Source organism: Nitrobacter sp. MLSD-S21 (genome assembly GCF_058809865.1).
The window spans coordinates 19,012-34,813 of sequence record NZ_JBXASZ010000011.1 but is presented as its reverse complement, the minus strand read 5'-3'; the positions used below and the strand labels follow the sequence as shown (position 1 = coordinate 34,813).

The following is a 15,802-nucleotide window of genomic DNA, read 5'->3' as shown; positions in this document are numbered from 1 at the left end:
GATGCTGGCGAGGGAGGTCAGCATGCATGACCAGGGCGCTTTCCGTTGATCTTCGCCAAAGGGTGGTCGCCGCGATTGACGATGGCTTGTCCTGTCGGCGGGCCGCCGAGCATTTTGGTATCAGCGCGGCCAGCGCGATCCGCTGGCGCAGTCGTCGCAAGGAAGCTGGCGACGTCGTTCCTAAACGACCGGGCGGTGACCGCAGATCGCAGCGGATCGAAGCACATTCACAATTGATTTTGGACGCGGTGACGGTGAAGACGGATATCACGCTCGCCGAGTTGCAAGAGTTGTTGAAACGTCGTGGAGTATCGGCCGGCATCGCTTCGCTCTGGCGTTTCTTCCAGCGCAGAAAGATCACACTTAAAAAAGACAGCGCACGCCGCCGAGCAACGGCGCGGCGATATAAATGCCGCGCGTGAGGAGTGGTTCGAAGGGCAAGTCGATCTTGACCCTGAGCGCCTCGTCTTCATCGACGAAACCAGCGCCAATACCAAAATGGCGCGACTTTACGGACGTTCGCCGCGCGGCGAGCGATGTCGTGCTGCTGTCCCTCACGGACATTGGAAGACCACGACATTCACCGCTGTATTGCGTTCCAGCGGCCTGATCGCACCGCTTGTCCTGGACGGTCCCATGGATGGCGAAGTCTTCTTGGCCTACGTCGAACAATTACTCGCCCCATCGTTACAACCGGGCGACACCGTCATCATGGACAACTTGCCCGCTCACAAGGTCCACGGCGTTCGAGAGGTCATTCAGGCGGCCGGAGCAAGCCTGCTCTATCTCCCGCCCTACAGTCCGGACTTTAACCCGATCGAGATGGCCTTCTCTAAATTGAAGGCGCTGTTGCGCGCCGCTGCCGCGCGCACCATGCCAGATCTCTGGCAAGCAATCGCCAACGCTCTCAAACGCTTCTCACCCGATGAATGCCAAAATTATCTCGCCGCCGCTGGATACGACGCAACCTGATCGGAAAATGCTCTAGGCCGTATGCGGCAGCCTCATTGAAATTGGTGGGTGCATGGCCAAAGAGAGCCCCGCGCCGTATGGCTGCCAGTGCGCCTCAATAGATGAGATGGCCGCAGATGGTCGCAAGTCCAAACAGGCGCTTCGTCCATCTCCGATCAAGAAAGGGTTTAGGGGCCCAGCCCAGGTGGCGAAGACGGCTGTCTGCGCTCCGGAGAAAGCGGCGCGGGCGGCAGCGGGTTAGCGACCGGCGCCCTCTGAGCCAGGAAAGAGCGCGGGCTGATCTTTATGGAATTCCTATACCGCGGAGCCGCGTTCCCTCTCGAATTCCTATGCGTTGTGGTGCCACGTACAAACTCTGAGGGCTGTCAGCGCGCCGTGACGGCCCTAAACAGTTCACTCGGCAGGAGCGGGCAAATGCTGGACTTCTTCATGCTGGCCATCGGCCTCGGGTTCTTTGCGCTGGCGGTTGCCTACACCTACGCCTGCGACCAGCTCTAAGGGGGCTTCCATGATCTTCGACTACTCGCTTGCCGCCCTCGTTTCTGCGGGCTTGCTTGTCTACCTCACCTACGCGTTGCTCAAGCCCGAGCGGTTCTAAGGGGCATGTCATGACTGTCAACGGCTGGATTCAGATCCTGACTTTTTGCGCGATCATTGTCGCGCTGGTTGCTCCGCTCGGCGCTTATATGACCCGCGTCTTCAACGGCGAGCGCACTTTCCTGTCGCCAGTCTTACGCCCAATTGAGATCGGCCTCTACCGCGTCGCCGGCATCGATGAGAGCCGCGAGCAGCATTGGATCATGTACACGATCGCGATGCTGTTCTTTCATGTCGCGGGCTTCCTGTTCCTCTACGCGCTCATGCGCTTTCAGGAATTCCTGCCGCTTAATCTGCAGGGCATGACGGCTGTCGCTCCAGATCTCGCCTTCAACACATCGGTCAGCTTCGTCGCCAACACCAACTGGCAGAACTATGGCGGCGAGAGCACGATGTCCTACCTCGTGCAGATGCTCGGGCTGACGCATCAGAATTTCCTGTCCGCCGCCACGGGCATGGCGATCGCGGTGGCCTTGATCCGTGGCTTTACACGCGTATCGTCGCGGACCGTTGGCAATTTCTGGGTCGATCTCACCCGCTCGACGCTCTACATCCTGCTGCCGATCTGCGTGGTCGGTGCGATCGTCCTTGTAGCGCTTGGTGTGCCGCAGAATCTCAACCCATATGTGGAAGCGATCACGCTCGAAGGCGCCAAGCAGACGATCGCGCAAGGGCCGGTCGCCTCGCAGATGATGATCAAGCATCTTGGCACTAATGGTGGCGGCTTCTTCAACGCCAACGCCGCGCATCCTTACGAGAGCCCGAATGCCATCACCAACCTGATCCACATGGTGGCGATCTTCGCCATCGGCGCGGGACTGACCAGCGTGTTCGGCCGCATGGTCGGCAACCGCCGTCAAGGGTGGTCGATCTTTGCCGTAATGGGCATCCTGTTCGTGGCCGGCGTTATCGTCTGCTACTGGGCGGAGGCGTCCGGCACGACGGGCCTGAACGCACTTGGCCTCACCGGCGGCAACATGGAAGGCAAGGAAGTCCGCTTCGGCATCCCCCTGTCGGCGTTGTTCGCCGTGGTCACGACCGCCGCCTCCTGTGGCGCCGTCAACGCCATGCACGACTCCTTCACCGCGCTTGGCGGCATGATCCCGCTGATCAACATGCAGCTTGGCGAGATCATCATCGGCGGCGTCGGCGCGGGCCTCTACGGCATGCTGCTGTTCGTCATCATCGCAATCTTTGTCGCGGGCCTGATGGTCGGGCGGACGCCCGAGTACATCGGCAAGAAGATCGAGGCGAAGGAAGTCAAGATGGCCATGCTCGCCATCCTGATCCTGCCGCTGATGTATCTCGGCTGGACCGCGATCGCCGTCGTCTATCCCACGGCCGTCGCCTCGATCGCGAATCCCGGGCCGCATGGCTTCAGCGAGGTGCTCTACGCCTTTGTGTCGCAGACTGCCAACAACGGCTCTGCCTTCGGCGGGCTCACCGGGAATATCCTTTTCTACAACGTCACCGGTGGCATCGCGATGCTGGTCGGACGCTTCATCATGATCGTCCCGGCCATGGCCATAGCAGGCTCGCTCGCCGCCAAGAAGTCCATACCCGAGTCCGCCGGCACGTTTCCGACGACCAGCGGCCTCTTCATTGGCCTCGTCGTGGGCGTCATCGTCATCATCGGCGGATTGACGTTCTTCCCGGCACTCGCGCTCGGGCCGCTCGTCGATCACATCTCGATGATCCAGGGGCGGACATTTTGACAGTCCGTCATGATCAATGGAGCCAACGAGACCAGAGCGACGGAATGGGGCACGGGTGGATGCGTCAGCCAGTGTGACCGGAATCATTATCGGTCTGCTCGGTGTACTGCTGATGATCATGGGACTCGTGATCTCCGTTCTCGCCGTCATTCAATGGATTGCGCCGGCCTGAAGTCTTCTCTTGCCGGCCTGCCCACGAACCACACGCTGGAGTTTTTCATATGAGCCGGTCGAAACCCATGAACATGATGGAAGCCCGCATCCTTGGTCCTGCGTTGGGCGAATCCTTCAAGAAGCTCAATCCCAGAAGCCTCGCCAGGAACCCGGTGATGTTCGTCGTTGCCGTTGTTTCGGCGCTCACAACGATCTTTCTCGCAAAGGACATCGGGACGGGCGCGGAGAACATCGGTTTCACGTTTCAGATCGTCTTGTGGCTCTGGTTCACGGTCCTGTTCGCCAACTTCGCAGAGGCCGTCGCCGAGGGCCGCGGCAAGGCACAGGCGGACTCGCTGCGGCGCACGCGCACGGAAACCCAGGCTAAGCTCCTCACGGGGACCGACCGCAAGAGTTCCAAACAGGTTCCTGGCACTAGCCTCAAGGTTGGCGATGTCGTGCTCGTCGAAGCCGGCGACACCATTCCCTCCGATGGCGAGGTGATTGAGGGTGTGGCCTCGGTCAACGAGGCGGCGATCACTGGCGAATCTGCACCCGTCATCCGTGAGTCCGGTGGCGACCGTTCGGCCGTTACGGGCGGCACACAGGTGCTGTCCGACTGGATCCGCGTGCGGATCACCGCCGCGCCTGGCTCGACCTTCATCGACCGCATGATCCGGCTCGTGGAAGGCGCCGAGCGGCAGAAGACGCCGAACGAGATCGCGCTGAACGTCCTCTTGGCCGGGCTCACCATCATCTTCGTGTTCGCGACCGTGACGATCCCGAGCTACGCCGCCTACGCCGGTGGTGCTATCTCCGTCGTGGTGTTGATCGCACTCTTCGTGACCTTGATCCCGACGACGATCGGTGCGCTGCTGTCGGCCATTGGCATCGCCGGCATGGATCGCCTTGTGCGTTTCAACGTGCTCGCCATGTCCGGCCGCGCGGTCGAGGCGGCCGGCGACGTCGACACGCTCCTGCTCGACAAGACCGGCACGATCACGCTCGGCAACCGGCAAGCTGCCGAGTTCAAGCCCCTTCGAGGAGTTAGCGAACAGGAACTCGCGGACGCCGCGCAGCTTGCCTCGCTTGCGGACGAGACTCCCGAAGGCCGTTCGATCGTCGTGCTGGCCAAGGAAAAGCACGGCATCCGCGAGCGCAATCTTGCGGAGCTGCACGGCAAGTTCATTCCCTTTACCGCCCAGACCCGCATGAGCGGAATGGAGGTTGACGGCTCATGGGTCCGCAAGGGGGCTGTGGATGCGATCCTCAACTATCTCAACGGCTCGCCGTCCCCGGCCGCAGGGAGCGCTGTGCGGGTCCTGCAGCCGACGGTGAGTGCCGATGTCGTTCGCGAGATCAACGCGATTGCCGAAGCCGTCTCAAAATCCGGTGGCACTCCGCTTGCCGTAGCAAAGGACGGCAGGCTTCTCGGCGTCATCTATCTCAAGGACATCGTCAAAGGCGGCATCCGCGAGCGTTTCGCCGAGCTGCGGCGCATGGGTATCCGCACGGTCATGATCACCGGCGACAACCCGACCACGGCGGCCGCGATCGCGGCCGAGGCGGGTGTCGATGACTTCCTCGCTCAGGCAACCCCCGAAGACAAGCTGCGCCTGATCCGCGACGAGCAGGCCAAAGGCAAGCTTGTCGCGATGTGCGGCGACGGCACCAATGACGCGCCGGCGCTTGCCCAGGCTGATGTCGGCGTTGCCATGAACACCGGCACCCAGGCGGCCCGCGAAGCCGGCAACATGGTCGACCTCGATTCCAATCCGACCAAGCTCATCGAGATCGTTGAGATCGGAAAGCAACTGTTGATGACGCGCGGCGCGCTCACCACCTTCTCCATCGCCAACGACATGGCGAAGTACTTCGCCATCATCCCGGCGATGTTCGTCGCGTTCTATCCACAATTGAACGCACTCAACATCATGAATCTCGCGAGCCCGCAAAGCGCGATCTTATCGGCAATCATCTTCAATGCGCTGATCATCATCGGGTTGATTCCGCTCGCCCTGAGAGGCGTGGCCTACCGGGCAATTGGCGCCGCCCCGCTGCTTCGCCGTAATCTGCTGATCTATGGCCTGGGCGGCGTCATCATCCCCTTTATCGGTATCAAGGCCATCGATCTCGTGGTCACGGCCCTGCACCTCGCCTGAGGAGAGACATCATGCTGAGAGAAATCCGTCCCGCCATCACGTTCCTCATCACACTTACCGTGATCACAGGCCTCATCTATCCTCTCGCCATAACGGGGATCGCCGGCGCGATCTTTCCTCATCAGGCGCAAGGAAGCCTAATCGAGCGCAACGGAACGGTCATTGGTTCTGAGTTGATTGGGCAGCAATTCACGAGCGAACGCTATTTCCACGGGCGGCCGTCGGCGACTCTCGGTCCTGATCCCGCTGATTCCTCCAAGACCGTTCCGGCACCCTACAATGCGGCCAATTCGATGGGCTCAAACCTAGGCCCGACCAACAAGGCGCTCCTCAAGCGCGTACAGGCCGACGTCGAAAAGCTCAGGCAGGAGAACCCCGGTATGCCGGTGCCGATCGATCTGGTGACGACCACGGGCAGCGGTCTCGATCCGGACATCTCTCCGGAGGCAGCGCTCTTCCAGGTTCCCCGCGTAGCGAAGGCGCGAAACATCCCGGAGGCTCAGCTCCGCGAGTTGGTCAACCAGCAAATCCGGGGTCGGGCTCTGGGGGTTTTCGGGGAGCCGCGCGTGAACGTTCTCGCCCTCAACCTTGCCCTGAATGAGGTCGAGGCGCGATAAGAGTTGACTGGCCGCGTGGGCCATCCGGGAGAACCTGATGGCAGAACAGAACCTCGATAACGATCAACGTCCGTGGCCGGAGGCCCTCCTGGAGGCTGCCCGGCGTGAGGATAGACGTATCGGCAAGCTGAAGATTTTCGTCGGCGCCGCTCCCGGCGTCGGCAAGACCTACGAAATGCTCCAGCAAGGGCGCGCCCGGAAGAACGACGGCTGCGACGTTGTGGTGGGTGTGGTGGAGACGCATGGCCGCAAGGAGACGGCCGCCCTGTTGGAAGGCCTCGAGGTCATTCCGCGCCGGCAGACCGACTATCGCGGGCAGCATCTCGACGAGATGGATATCGACGCGGTCATTGCGCGGTTGCCGCAGATCGTGCTCGTGGATGAGCTCGCACACACTAACGCTGCGGGCAGCCGCCATCCGAAGCGTTATCTCGACGTGCAGGAGCTCTTAAGCCACGGCATCGACGTCTACAGCACGGTCAACATCCAGCACATCGAAAGCTTGAATGACGTGGTCGCGCAGATCACCCATGTGCGTGTCCGCGAGACCATTCCAGATGTCGTTTTCGACCAGGCGGATGCCATCGAGCTGGTCGATCTCACGCCTGACGACCTGATTGACCGCCTGAAAAACGGCAAGGTCTATGTTCCAAAGCAGGCCGAGCGTGCCCTGCAACACTTCTTCTCGCCGGCGAATCTGACGGCACTCCGGGAAATTGCGCTGCGTCGTACCGCGGAGCGCGTTGACGAGCAGCTCCTCACCGAGATGAGGTCGCGTGCCATCCAGGGTCCATGGCCGGCCGGCGAGCGCGTGCTCGTCTGCGTCAGCGAGGATCCCCGCGCCGCCGGACTCGTGCGCTACGCCAAACGCCTCGCCGACCGCCTGCATGCATCATTCATCGCGCTGTCGGTCGAAGGCAGACGGAGCCTCCAGCTCACCGAGGAGGAGCGAGATCGTATCGCCGATACGCTGCGCCTCGCGCAGACGTTGGGTGGCGATGCCAACACCATCCCAGGTGGCGACCGGCGGATCACCGACGACATCATCAAATACGCGCAGTCCACCAACGCCGCCCATATCATCGTCGGTAAGTCGACCCGCTCGCGCTGGTTCGAAATCCTGCATGGCTCGATAGTGCATGACCTGGTTCGTCGCTCTGGAAGCATCAGCGTCCATGTGATCGGTGGTGACGAGACCTCAGGAGAGATCGTTTCGAAGAAATCTGTGAAGACCACGCCGAAGCCAAAGTTTGCGGATCCGCTCCCCTTTGCGGCGTCGCTTGCGGCGGTCGCCGGGGCGCTCGCGGTCGGAAAGTTGATCCTGCCACTTGTTGGCATCGAGACCGTTGATCTCGTCTTCCTGACGGCGATTGTCGCCGTTGCCGTGCGCTTCGGCCTCTGGCCATCTCTCCTGGCCAGCGTCGCTGCATCCCTTAGCTACAATTTCTTCTTCATGGAGCCATTATATACATTCTCGATCTCCGATCCGACGAACATCGCCGCCTTTGCCTTCTTCGTCATCATGGCGGTGTTCGTCTCCAATGTCGCTGGTAGGGTCCACACTCAGGCCATTGCGGCGGCAACACGCGCCCGCACCACGGAATCTTTGTACGCCTTCAGCCGCAAGCTTGCGGGCGTCGGCACGCTAGATGACGTACTCTGGGCCGCTGCCTACCAGACCGCGTTGATGCTTAAGGTCCGGGTGGTCTTCCTCCTGCCAGAGGAGGGAAGCATTGTCGTGAAGGCAGGCTACCCACCGGAAGATACGCTGGACGAAGCGGACATCGGTGCGGCGAAATGGGCGTGGCAAAATGACCGTCCCGCGGGTCGCGCCTCAGACACGCTGCCCGGGGCTAAATGGCTATTCCTGCCCATGCGCACGGGTCGCGGCACCATCGGCGTCGTGGGTATCGATAGCGATCGGTCGGGGCCGTTGTTCACGCCCGACCAGCGCCGTCTGCTGGACGCCTTGATCGACCAGAGCGCATTGGCCATCGAGCGCGTTCATCTGGTCGAGGATATGGATCGCGTCAAAAGATCGGTCGAGACCGATCGGTTGCGGTCGGCGCTGCTCACCTCGATCTCCCATGACCTCAAGACGCCGCTTGCGGCGATTCTGGGGTCGGCCGGAACGCTGCGCGATCTGTCGGGCAAGTTGAGCGAGATCGAAAAGGCGGATCTCCTCGCTACTATTATCAACGAGTCTGAGAGGCTCAATCGTTTCATCGCCAATCTTCTCGACATGACCAGGCTTGAGTCTGGAGCGGTCGTGCCGAACCTGGCTCCGCATGATGTGAGTGAGATCATCGGCAGCGCGCTGTGGCGCGCCAATAAGATCCTTCTCCATCATCAGATCGATGTGCAACTGGCGCCTGAGCCTCCGATGGTTGGAATCGATGCGGTTCTGTTCGAGCAAGTCTTGTTCAATCTCCTCGACAACGCCGCAAAATATGCCCCGCCGGACACGACGATCCGAATTCAGAGTTGGCGCGATGGCGATGAAGTATGTGTCCAGGTCGTCGACGAAGGCGATGGCATCCCGCAGGCTGATCTCGAGCATATCTTTGACAAGTTCTACCGCGCAAAGAAGACAGATCAGGTCCGGGCTGGAACCGGCCTTGGGCTGGCCATCGCGCGCGGTTTCGTCGAGGCGATGAACGGCACGATCGTCGCGGCTAATCGGCCAGACCGGTCGGGTGCAGCCTTCACCATCCGCCTGCCGATTCCACTCCAATCTCAGCCGCTGGATACCGCCGCATGAACGCACCCGCATCCAAGGTTCTCATCATCGATGATGAACCGCCGATTCGTAAGCTGCTACGCATGGGATTGACGACACAAGGCTACCAGATCATCGAGGCGCCGAACGGGAAGATGGGGATGGAATTGCTTAAGGAAGAACCCGATCTGATCATTCTCGACCTCGGACTGCCGGACATCCAGGGACACGAACTCTTGCGGATGATCCGTGCTCGCAGCGAATCCGTTCCGATCGTGGTCCTCTCAAGCCGCGGCGACGAAGCCGGGAAGGTCCAGGCGCTCGATTACGGTGCTGATGACTACCTGACAAAACCGTTTGGAATGGAAGAGTTGCTCGCACGCATGCGTGCGGCACTGCGCCACCAGCTTCAAGCGCAGGGCGAACGCCCAATCTTTAAGGTAGGTGACCTCTCCGTCGATCTCGTTCGGCGCATTGTTAGAATGGGCGAAAGAGAGGCAAAGCTCTCGCCCAAAGAATATGACCTGCTCCGTGTCCTCGTGCAGCATGCGGGTAAGGTGCTGACACACAAGTTTCTGCTTGGGGAGCTATGGGATTCGATGACAGACGCGCAATATTTACGCGTCTATGTCCGCCAACTCAGACAGAAGATCGAGAAGGACCCTGAGCGCCCTCAATACATTCTGACTGAAACCGGGGTCGGCTATCGGCTTAGCTCACCAGACTGACACTCACGATAGAAAAACAATGTGGAAAGCACAATGCAACTTGCCGATTATCTCTCGGAGGAAAACACTCTTGTGGACGTCCAGGCATCAACCAAAACCGATTTGTTGAGCAATCTTTGCGCTCGTGCGGCTGTAGCCGCCAGTTCTGATGAAAAGACGGTCTCATGCGAAATATTAAAGCGCGAAGGGCTTGGGTCGACCGGCGTGGGTGGCGGAGTTGCCATTCCTCATGCACGGATTCCAGGTCTTAAGAGCGCTTTTGGTGTACTCGCGCGCCTTCAGAAGCCGATTGATTTCGAGGCTATCGATGGGGAGCCCGTGGATATCGTGTTTTTGCTTCTTCTGCCGACAGCGACATCTGGCGAACATCTGAACGTGCTCGCTGCGGTTGCGCGCAGGTTGAGAAATGCGGAAGCGCTCCAGGCGCTTCGTCAGGCGCAAGATGGTGCTGCCTTCCATAGCGCGATGGTCGCTTAGCCAACGTCGAGAACCGCCGTGAACATTGTCACACTGGTGATCGCTGGGCGAAGATGAGCGAGCATGCCAACCTCATCAGAAGCGTGTGGAGACGCCGACGTAGCTTACAATGGCGGGCGTGTTGCGATTGAGGCCGATGTTGACGCCGATATCAAACTGCAGAGTCGGGTGTGGTAGCCAAACCAAAGCCGTATCATAGCTGTATTGCTGTACGGTCCCGGCAGGATCGAAATTCTGGCTGGTCCAGATTTCATTGTAGATCGTGAACTTGCCGATCTGCTTCGCTACGTTCACGAGCCCCGTCGCTCCAAGATGCCGGCCTTGGCCATCAGAGTCGGCAAGAACGTCGAGTTGCGGTCCCAGCGTCACCGTCCAGCCGTTCGGCACACTGATGTTGATGGGCACGGCCATGCCGCCCTCCACCTTGCCATTGCCGATGCCAGTGGGTGCTGTGGGCAACTTCACGAACGGCAGAACGGCGAGTTGGAAGTCGCCTTCGGGGCCGGTGAGCCGCCGCTTGAACCGCACGGTTGCGTCGCCGATGCCCGACTGGGTGGACACATTGCCGACAGCATCGCCGGTCCGCACCCGCGTGAAGGGTACCCAGTTCAGCTGGATGTCAGAACTATCGGTCAGGCCATACTTCACGGTGGGATTGCTGAACAGCAGCTGATCGGTCCGGTTACCTCCCGCGGTGTTGTTCAGCCAGGTAAAGCCATCCGCTTCGATCTGCACCAGCCCCTTGGGGACCGTGCAGGCGAAGTTGGACTTGGTCGGCCGGTCGGTACAGATCGGCGCATCGGCCACAGACGCCGTTGGTACGGCATCCTGTGCGAAGGCGGGACCTGCAAGCAGCGCGGCAAACAGGATAGAGCAACGAGTCATTGCATCCATTCCTTTCAGACAAGTCCAAGCGCGCCTCATGATCTTCCTTAATCCGCGATTGACACGTCGAGGCCGAGTTTCATGTTTGCATTCAAGCGCAACGAGGAGCCCGTTAGCGGCAAATGCCCCGTTAGCTCTCGACATACTCCGGGGCTCTCAGTGGCTATCGCAACGCGTATAGGAATTCGAGGTGAGTCCGACGCCAGTTGCATAAGCAACTCTTTATGCGGGCTCTTGAAGGTAATCGAGTTCATCACAAGCCAGACGAACGAACGGCTCACCACGCATTCCGAGGTCGGTAGAAACCCATAGGAGGGGTAAAGCGTGACTCAAAGATACCATCTTGCGAGTGCAAGCGCATCATCTGCGTGGGCCGGCACGCGGTTGCGAGTTAAGGCATCGCTCTACCCAAGGAACTGGACTCGGGGCGATGAGCTGTCCCGTCTCGGGAGGCGGTGGTCACTGTTGCTACGCAAAGTTTCCAGCAACCGGGGGTACCCTAACAATGATCGGCTCCGGAAAAGACCCGTGAACATCCGCTTGATCAGTCTGCACAGGTCCAACATCACTCGATTATGGTGGGCTTTCTCTCCGCCACCGGCGCGGTTTGCCTGTGGGGCGGTCAATTCTCCGATCGATGTTACCGTTCAGCTAAAAGCTTCGAAGATGGCTGTCTATAGCGGTCCGGAGAAATTGGCCATCACGCAGAAAGGACAGAGTCTGATTGATCGCGCTCTGGTGTCTCAATAAACCGGAGTGCGTTGCGCCAAGTACGATATGGTCGCTCATGCCTTTTAGTCTGGTGCTCTTTACCGAAACTCTGCCGTCATTTGGCTGCGGTACAATAAAGAAGGACGAGATCGGATCGATCGTTTTGTTTCCCGCTATGATCCCAACAGAATAATCCGGTAGTGGAAGCCGCTCGGAAGATTGCAGCCGGCTCGTCCCGAGTTGGTGACCGGCAGGTCCATAAAATGCACGATAAGGCGCAGTTTCCTTTAGAAAATCCGTGACCTCGCTGCCGCCATTCGGTGGGCCGAGCATGACGACGCGATGTAGCCGGATCGGTCGATATCTTGCCAGATAGAATTGCGCGAGTAGTCCACCCATGGAGTGTGTGACGAAGTGAAGCGCGTCCGTCTGCATAGCAAACGGATGTATAGCAGTGTGAACATTTTCGACGAGTACCTCCAGCGGATATTTTCGGCTCGGATAGGCGAGGTTCAGCGTCGCGAAGCCTTCCTTTTGCAGCGCTCGTTCCATTCGCCTGAATGAGCGTGGCGTTTTTGCCAGGCCATGGAGGAGAACCACGCCTGATGAAAGTGTATCAGTCACGCTACTTCGCGCCCGGCAATCCGTACCGTCTCCTTGCCGAGCGCTGTCGCCGCCACGTAGTCGGTCTTGCCGGAGCCAAGCAGTGGGACCTTGTCCACTACGCAGACGTCGGCGGGGACGGCCAATTCCGATATCCCTGACGCCTTGGTGTGGCGCTGCATCGCGGCACGGTTGGCATCCTTCTGGGTCGTGAGCAGCACAATCCGCTCGCCCTTGCGCTGGTCGGGAATCGAAACCGCGACCGAAATTGCTTGCGGCCAGAGGGTGGTCGCCATCGCTTCGACGACCGACAGCGAAACCATCTCGCCGGCGATTTTCGCAAAGCGCTTGGCGCGACCCTTGATCGTGATAAAGCCGGCAGTGTCGATGCTGACGATGTCGCCGGTATCGTGCCATCCGCCCGGCAGGGGCTCCAGCACACCCGGGTTTTCCGCACGCAGATAGCCGAGCATGACGTTCGGGCCGCGAACCGAAAGACGTCCGCCTTCCTCGATTCCAGGGACAGGATCGAGGCGCGCCTCCATCAGCGGCGACAACCGGCCGACCGTGCCCGGGCGATTTGCCATTGGCGTATTCATGGCGAGCACCGGCGCGGTTTCGGTGACGCCGTACCCTTCCAGGATACGCAAACCGTAGCGCTCCATGTAGATCTGGCGCGTCCGATCCTTGACGGCCTCCGCGCCCGCAAGCACCAGCCGTAGCGAGCGGAAATCGTAAGCGTGAGCCGAACGTGCGTAGCCGGCGAGGAAGGTGTCGGTTCCGAACAGGATGCTGGCACCGGTTTGGTAGATCAACTCGGGCACGATCCGGTAGTGCAGGGGTGACGGATACATGAAAATCGGGATGCCCGTCAGCAGGGGCATCATCATGCCGCCGGTCAACCCGAAGGAATGGAACACCGGCAGGACGTTGAAAACCTTGTCATTGGCGTTGGCATCGACGCGCGCCATTGCCTGTGATGCGTTGGCGAGGATATTGCGATGGGACAGCACCACACCTTTAGGCGTCCCCTCCGAGCCGGACGTGACCAGCACGACCGCCGGGTCATCGGCCTTGCGCGCAACTCGGGGCGCGGACCCGGCTAACAGGCCGGCCAGCTTGTCGGCAAAGCCAATTCCGGCCCGGATGTCTTCGAGGTAGAGCACGCGGGCTTCGCCTGCGACCGCCGCCACGAGCTTGTCGAGCTTGGCTTTCTCAACGAACGCTTTCGACGTAAGGACAGTGCGAACCTGCGCCGCCTTCATCGCCGCTTGCACGTTCGAGATGCCGGCCGAAAAGTTCAGCATCGCCGGCACGCGGCCGATGGTCTGAAGCGCCATGAATACGACCGCCACGCCGGCCGAGTTCGGCAATAGCACGCCGACGTTCTCGCCGATGGATGTGCCTTGTTCGAGCTTGCGGCTCAATACTTGCGCACCAAGGATCAACTTACGGTAGGTCAAGGACGTGCCAAGCGCGTCTTCAATAATCGGCTTACCGGTATCGCGATCGCGATGCGCGTGTGCCAGTCCATCGAACAGCGTTTGGTCCAGCATCGCGTTCTTCACCATGGCGTCGATCATGACGTCCTGCAACGCGCTACCGGCGGCATTGCGCCGCGCCTTGCCCTTCAAGAGGGGGGCAATCGCCAGCTTCACCGGCGGCAAGATGGAGATCGTGACTTTCGGGAAAAGACTGCGCTTGATCTCACCGTTCTTCAGGTAGCTCAGATATGAGCGCTGGGCGCCTTCGATCCGCACCGGCACCACGACGGCGTCCGCCTTGTCCGCGATCATTGCAGTACCGTCGTAAACCTTCATCAAAGAGCCAGAGACCGTGATGCGGCCTTCCGGGAAGATGACGACCGGCTCCCCGGACGCGACAAGCTTGATCAGGTCGCGTGCTGCAAGCGGCCTGGACGGATCCATGGTGTAGTGTCTGATCTGTCGAAGGAACGGCTTGGCCCACCATGCCTTTGCGATTCCGGTGTCGACCGCGAAGCTGGCGTCAATCGGTAATGTCGCATGTATCAGCGGGCCGTCGACCAAGCTGACGTGGTTGGGGGTAATCAGCATGCGGGTGCCAGGTTCGGGGAGATTTTCCAATCCCCGTACTTCGACCCGAAAGAGTGCCCGAAACAACAGCGCACCGAAATCGCGGACGCCTTCCTTGCCCCATTTACTGAGAACAAAGAAGATCGAACCGAAGGACGCGAGCGCGAGGCCAAAGAAGATCCATGCGATCGAAAGCCCGGCAGCTTGAACCAGCGCGACCATCAGCGAGCCCGCCACCATGAAGCCTGCCTGGAGGATGTTGCCAGCTGCAATCACGCGAGCGCGCTCGGACGGCATAGACCACGCCTGTACGGCGGCAAAGGAGGGGACAACGAACAGGCCGCCACCGAAGGCGAAGATCGCGAAGTTGGCAACGATCCACAGGCCATCAACCGAGGTAAGAAAGGCTGTCGGCGTGACACCGGAGGCCGGCGTGGCGTGACCCACCACCCATGCGATGTCGAGGCCGGAAATGCCCATCACGATCGCGCCGATCGGGACCAGCGCGAGGTTCGGCCTCACATGCGAAAGCTGAGCGGCAAACAGCGAACCCGCGGCAATGCCAATGGCGAAGATCGCGAGGCACATTGTCACGACAGTCTCGGTGCCGCCGATGATATCCTTTATCAAAGTGGGCAGCAGCGACAGCACGATGGCGCCGGCCAGCCAGAACCACGACACGATTAGCATGCCATCCCAGAGCCGCCGCTCGGCATAAAGTGATCTGAGCAGACGAAGGGTCGAGGTCCAGGGGTTGGCTGTTATGGCTAGTTCAGGCGCCGATGGCGTCGTGATCGGTATGCGGGAAGCGAACGCCCATGACAGGAACGCAAGCAGCACGATCGCGAAGGCGACCCAGCCCATATGGGCCGTACCGGAGACCAGTAAGCCGCCAGCGATGGTGCCGATCAGGATCGCGAGAAAAGTCGCGCCCTCCACCAGCGCATTACCCGTCGCAAGTTCTCCGACGGACAACTGATCAGGCAGAATGGCATATTTTACAGGGCCGAAAAGCGCGGCAACGGTCCCGAACATAAAGAGCGCCAGGAATAGAAACGGAATCGAGTGCAAGAAGAATCCGACAGCAGCAAAAGCGGCGGCGAAAATTTCTACGAACTTCAACCGTCGCGCCACGACGGACTTGACGTATTTGTCTGCGAGTTCGCCGCCGAGGCCCGAGAGTACGAAGAAGGGAAAAATAAAAACCGCGCCGGCGATCGTCACCAGAGTGCCGCCGCCCTGCGTTGTCGTAGCCCCATACAGCAGGATGATGACAAGGCCGTTCTTCAAAACGTTATCATTTAGCGCGGCGCAGAATTGAGCCCAAAACAACGGCGCAAAACGGCGTGATGACATCAGTTCCCGGATCATTGGCTTCCTGTGATGGCTTTGAATTGCAAAACGGCAAG

At 60.1% G+C, this 15,802-nt stretch carries 12 protein-coding genes; 9 read left to right on the top strand and 3 right to left on the bottom strand.

Annotation, left to right across the window (positions count from 1 at the left end):
• Positions 1–26: 26 nt before the first annotated feature.
• From AC1RT6_RS20110 to AC1RT6_RS20070, 9 genes are all read left to right on the top strand, one after another.
• Positions 27–972 (top strand): IS630 family transposase gene (locus tag AC1RT6_RS20110; protein WP_472790859.1). Its coding sequence is split into 2 segments (ribosomal slippage): positions 27–367 and positions 366–972, totalling 948 coding nucleotides; the frame shifts between segments, so codons are not numbered across the junction.
• A gap of 375 nt (positions 973–1,347) precedes the next feature.
• Positions 1,348–1,470 (top strand): hypothetical protein, encoded by a 123-nt coding sequence (locus AC1RT6_RS20105; RefSeq protein WP_472790858.1) that lies wholly within the window; start codon positions 1,348–1,350, stop codon positions 1,468–1,470.
• Positions 1,471–1,480: 10 nt separating this feature from the next.
• Positions 1,481–1,570, top strand: a complete 90-nt coding sequence (locus tag AC1RT6_RS20100; RefSeq protein WP_472790857.1) for a K(+)-transporting ATPase subunit F — start codon at positions 1,481–1,483, stop codon at positions 1,568–1,570.
• 10 nt (positions 1,571–1,580) lie between these two features.
• Positions 1,581–3,284: a potassium-transporting ATPase subunit KdpA gene (gene kdpA, locus AC1RT6_RS20095; protein WP_472790856.1), complete on the top strand. Its 1,704-nt coding sequence runs from the start codon at positions 1,581–1,583 to the stop codon at positions 3,282–3,284.
• Positions 3,285–3,523: 239 nt separating this feature from the next.
• Positions 3,524–5,599, top strand: coding sequence for a potassium-transporting ATPase subunit KdpB (gene kdpB, locus AC1RT6_RS20090; protein ID WP_493029629.1), 2,076 nt, complete (start codon positions 3,524–3,526; stop codon positions 5,597–5,599).
• Positions 5,600–5,610: 11 nt separating this feature from the next.
• Entirely contained in the window at positions 5,611–6,216 is a 606-nt protein-coding gene (locus tag AC1RT6_RS20085; RefSeq protein WP_079446015.1) for a K(+)-transporting ATPase subunit C, read from the top strand.
• A gap of 37 nt (positions 6,217–6,253) precedes the next feature.
• Positions 6,254–8,977 (top strand): ATP-binding protein, encoded by a 2,724-nt coding sequence (locus AC1RT6_RS20080; RefSeq protein ID WP_472790711.1) that lies wholly within the window; start codon positions 6,254–6,256, stop codon positions 8,975–8,977.
• The gene (locus AC1RT6_RS20075) at positions 8,974–9,663 is read left to right on the top strand and encodes a response regulator (protein WP_472790709.1); all 690 of its coding nucleotides are present in this window, start codon (positions 8,974–8,976) and stop codon (positions 9,661–9,663) included. Before AC1RT6_RS20080 ends, AC1RT6_RS20075 begins: the two co-directional genes overlap by 4 nt.
• Before the next feature lie 33 nt (positions 9,664–9,696).
• Positions 9,697–10,140, top strand: coding sequence for a PTS sugar transporter subunit IIA (locus AC1RT6_RS20070; protein WP_079446018.1), 444 nt, complete (start codon positions 9,697–9,699; stop codon positions 10,138–10,140).
• 75 nt (positions 10,141–10,215) lie between these two features.
• Here the strand turns inward: AC1RT6_RS20070 and AC1RT6_RS20065 are convergent, their stop codons facing one another.
• From AC1RT6_RS20065 to AC1RT6_RS20055, 3 genes are all read right to left on the bottom strand, one after another.
• Positions 10,216–11,025 (bottom strand): transporter, encoded by an 810-nt coding sequence (locus AC1RT6_RS20065; RefSeq protein WP_079446037.1) that lies wholly within the window; start codon positions 11,023–11,025, stop codon positions 10,216–10,218.
• 651 nt (positions 11,026–11,676) lie between these two features.
• Entirely contained in the window at positions 11,677–12,360 is a 684-nt protein-coding gene (locus AC1RT6_RS20060; protein ID WP_079446019.1) for an alpha/beta fold hydrolase, read from the bottom strand.
• Complete coding sequence (locus AC1RT6_RS20055) at positions 12,357–15,764, bottom strand: acyl-[ACP]--phospholipid O-acyltransferase (protein ID WP_079446020.1); 3,408 nt, start codon at positions 15,762–15,764, stop codon at positions 12,357–12,359. The genes AC1RT6_RS20060 and AC1RT6_RS20055 overlap by 4 nt, the downstream gene beginning before the upstream one ends.
• Positions 15,765–15,802 lie beyond the last annotated feature (38 nt).

Excerpts from the sequence above, each read along its gene's own strand:
- AC1RT6_RS20075 (WP_472790709.1), top strand. The coding sequence starts at position 8,974 with ATGAACGCACCCGCATCCAAGGTTCTCATCATCGATGATGAACCGCCG.
- AC1RT6_RS20055 (WP_079446020.1), bottom strand. The coding sequence starts at position 15,764 with ATGATCCGGGAACTGATGTCATCACGCCGTTTTGCGCCGTTGTTTTGG.
- kdpB (WP_493029629.1), top strand. The coding sequence starts at position 3,524 with ATGAACATGATGGAAGCCCGCATCCTTGGTCCTGCGTTGGGCGAATCC.
- AC1RT6_RS20085 (WP_079446015.1), top strand. The coding sequence starts at position 5,611 with ATGCTGAGAGAAATCCGTCCCGCCATCACGTTCCTCATCACACTTACC.
- AC1RT6_RS20080 (WP_472790711.1), top strand. The coding sequence starts at position 6,254 with ATGGCAGAACAGAACCTCGATAACGATCAACGTCCGTGGCCGGAGGCC.
- kdpA (WP_472790856.1), top strand. The coding sequence starts at position 1,581 with ATGACTGTCAACGGCTGGATTCAGATCCTGACTTTTTGCGCGATCATT.
- AC1RT6_RS20100 (WP_472790857.1), top strand. The coding sequence starts at position 1,481 with ATGATCTTCGACTACTCGCTTGCCGCCCTCGTTTCTGCGGGCTTGCTT.
- AC1RT6_RS20065 (WP_079446037.1), bottom strand. The coding sequence starts at position 11,025 with ATGACTCGTTGCTCTATCCTGTTTGCCGCGCTGCTTGCAGGTCCCGCC.
- AC1RT6_RS20070 (WP_079446018.1), top strand. The coding sequence starts at position 9,697 with ATGCAACTTGCCGATTATCTCTCGGAGGAAAACACTCTTGTGGACGTC.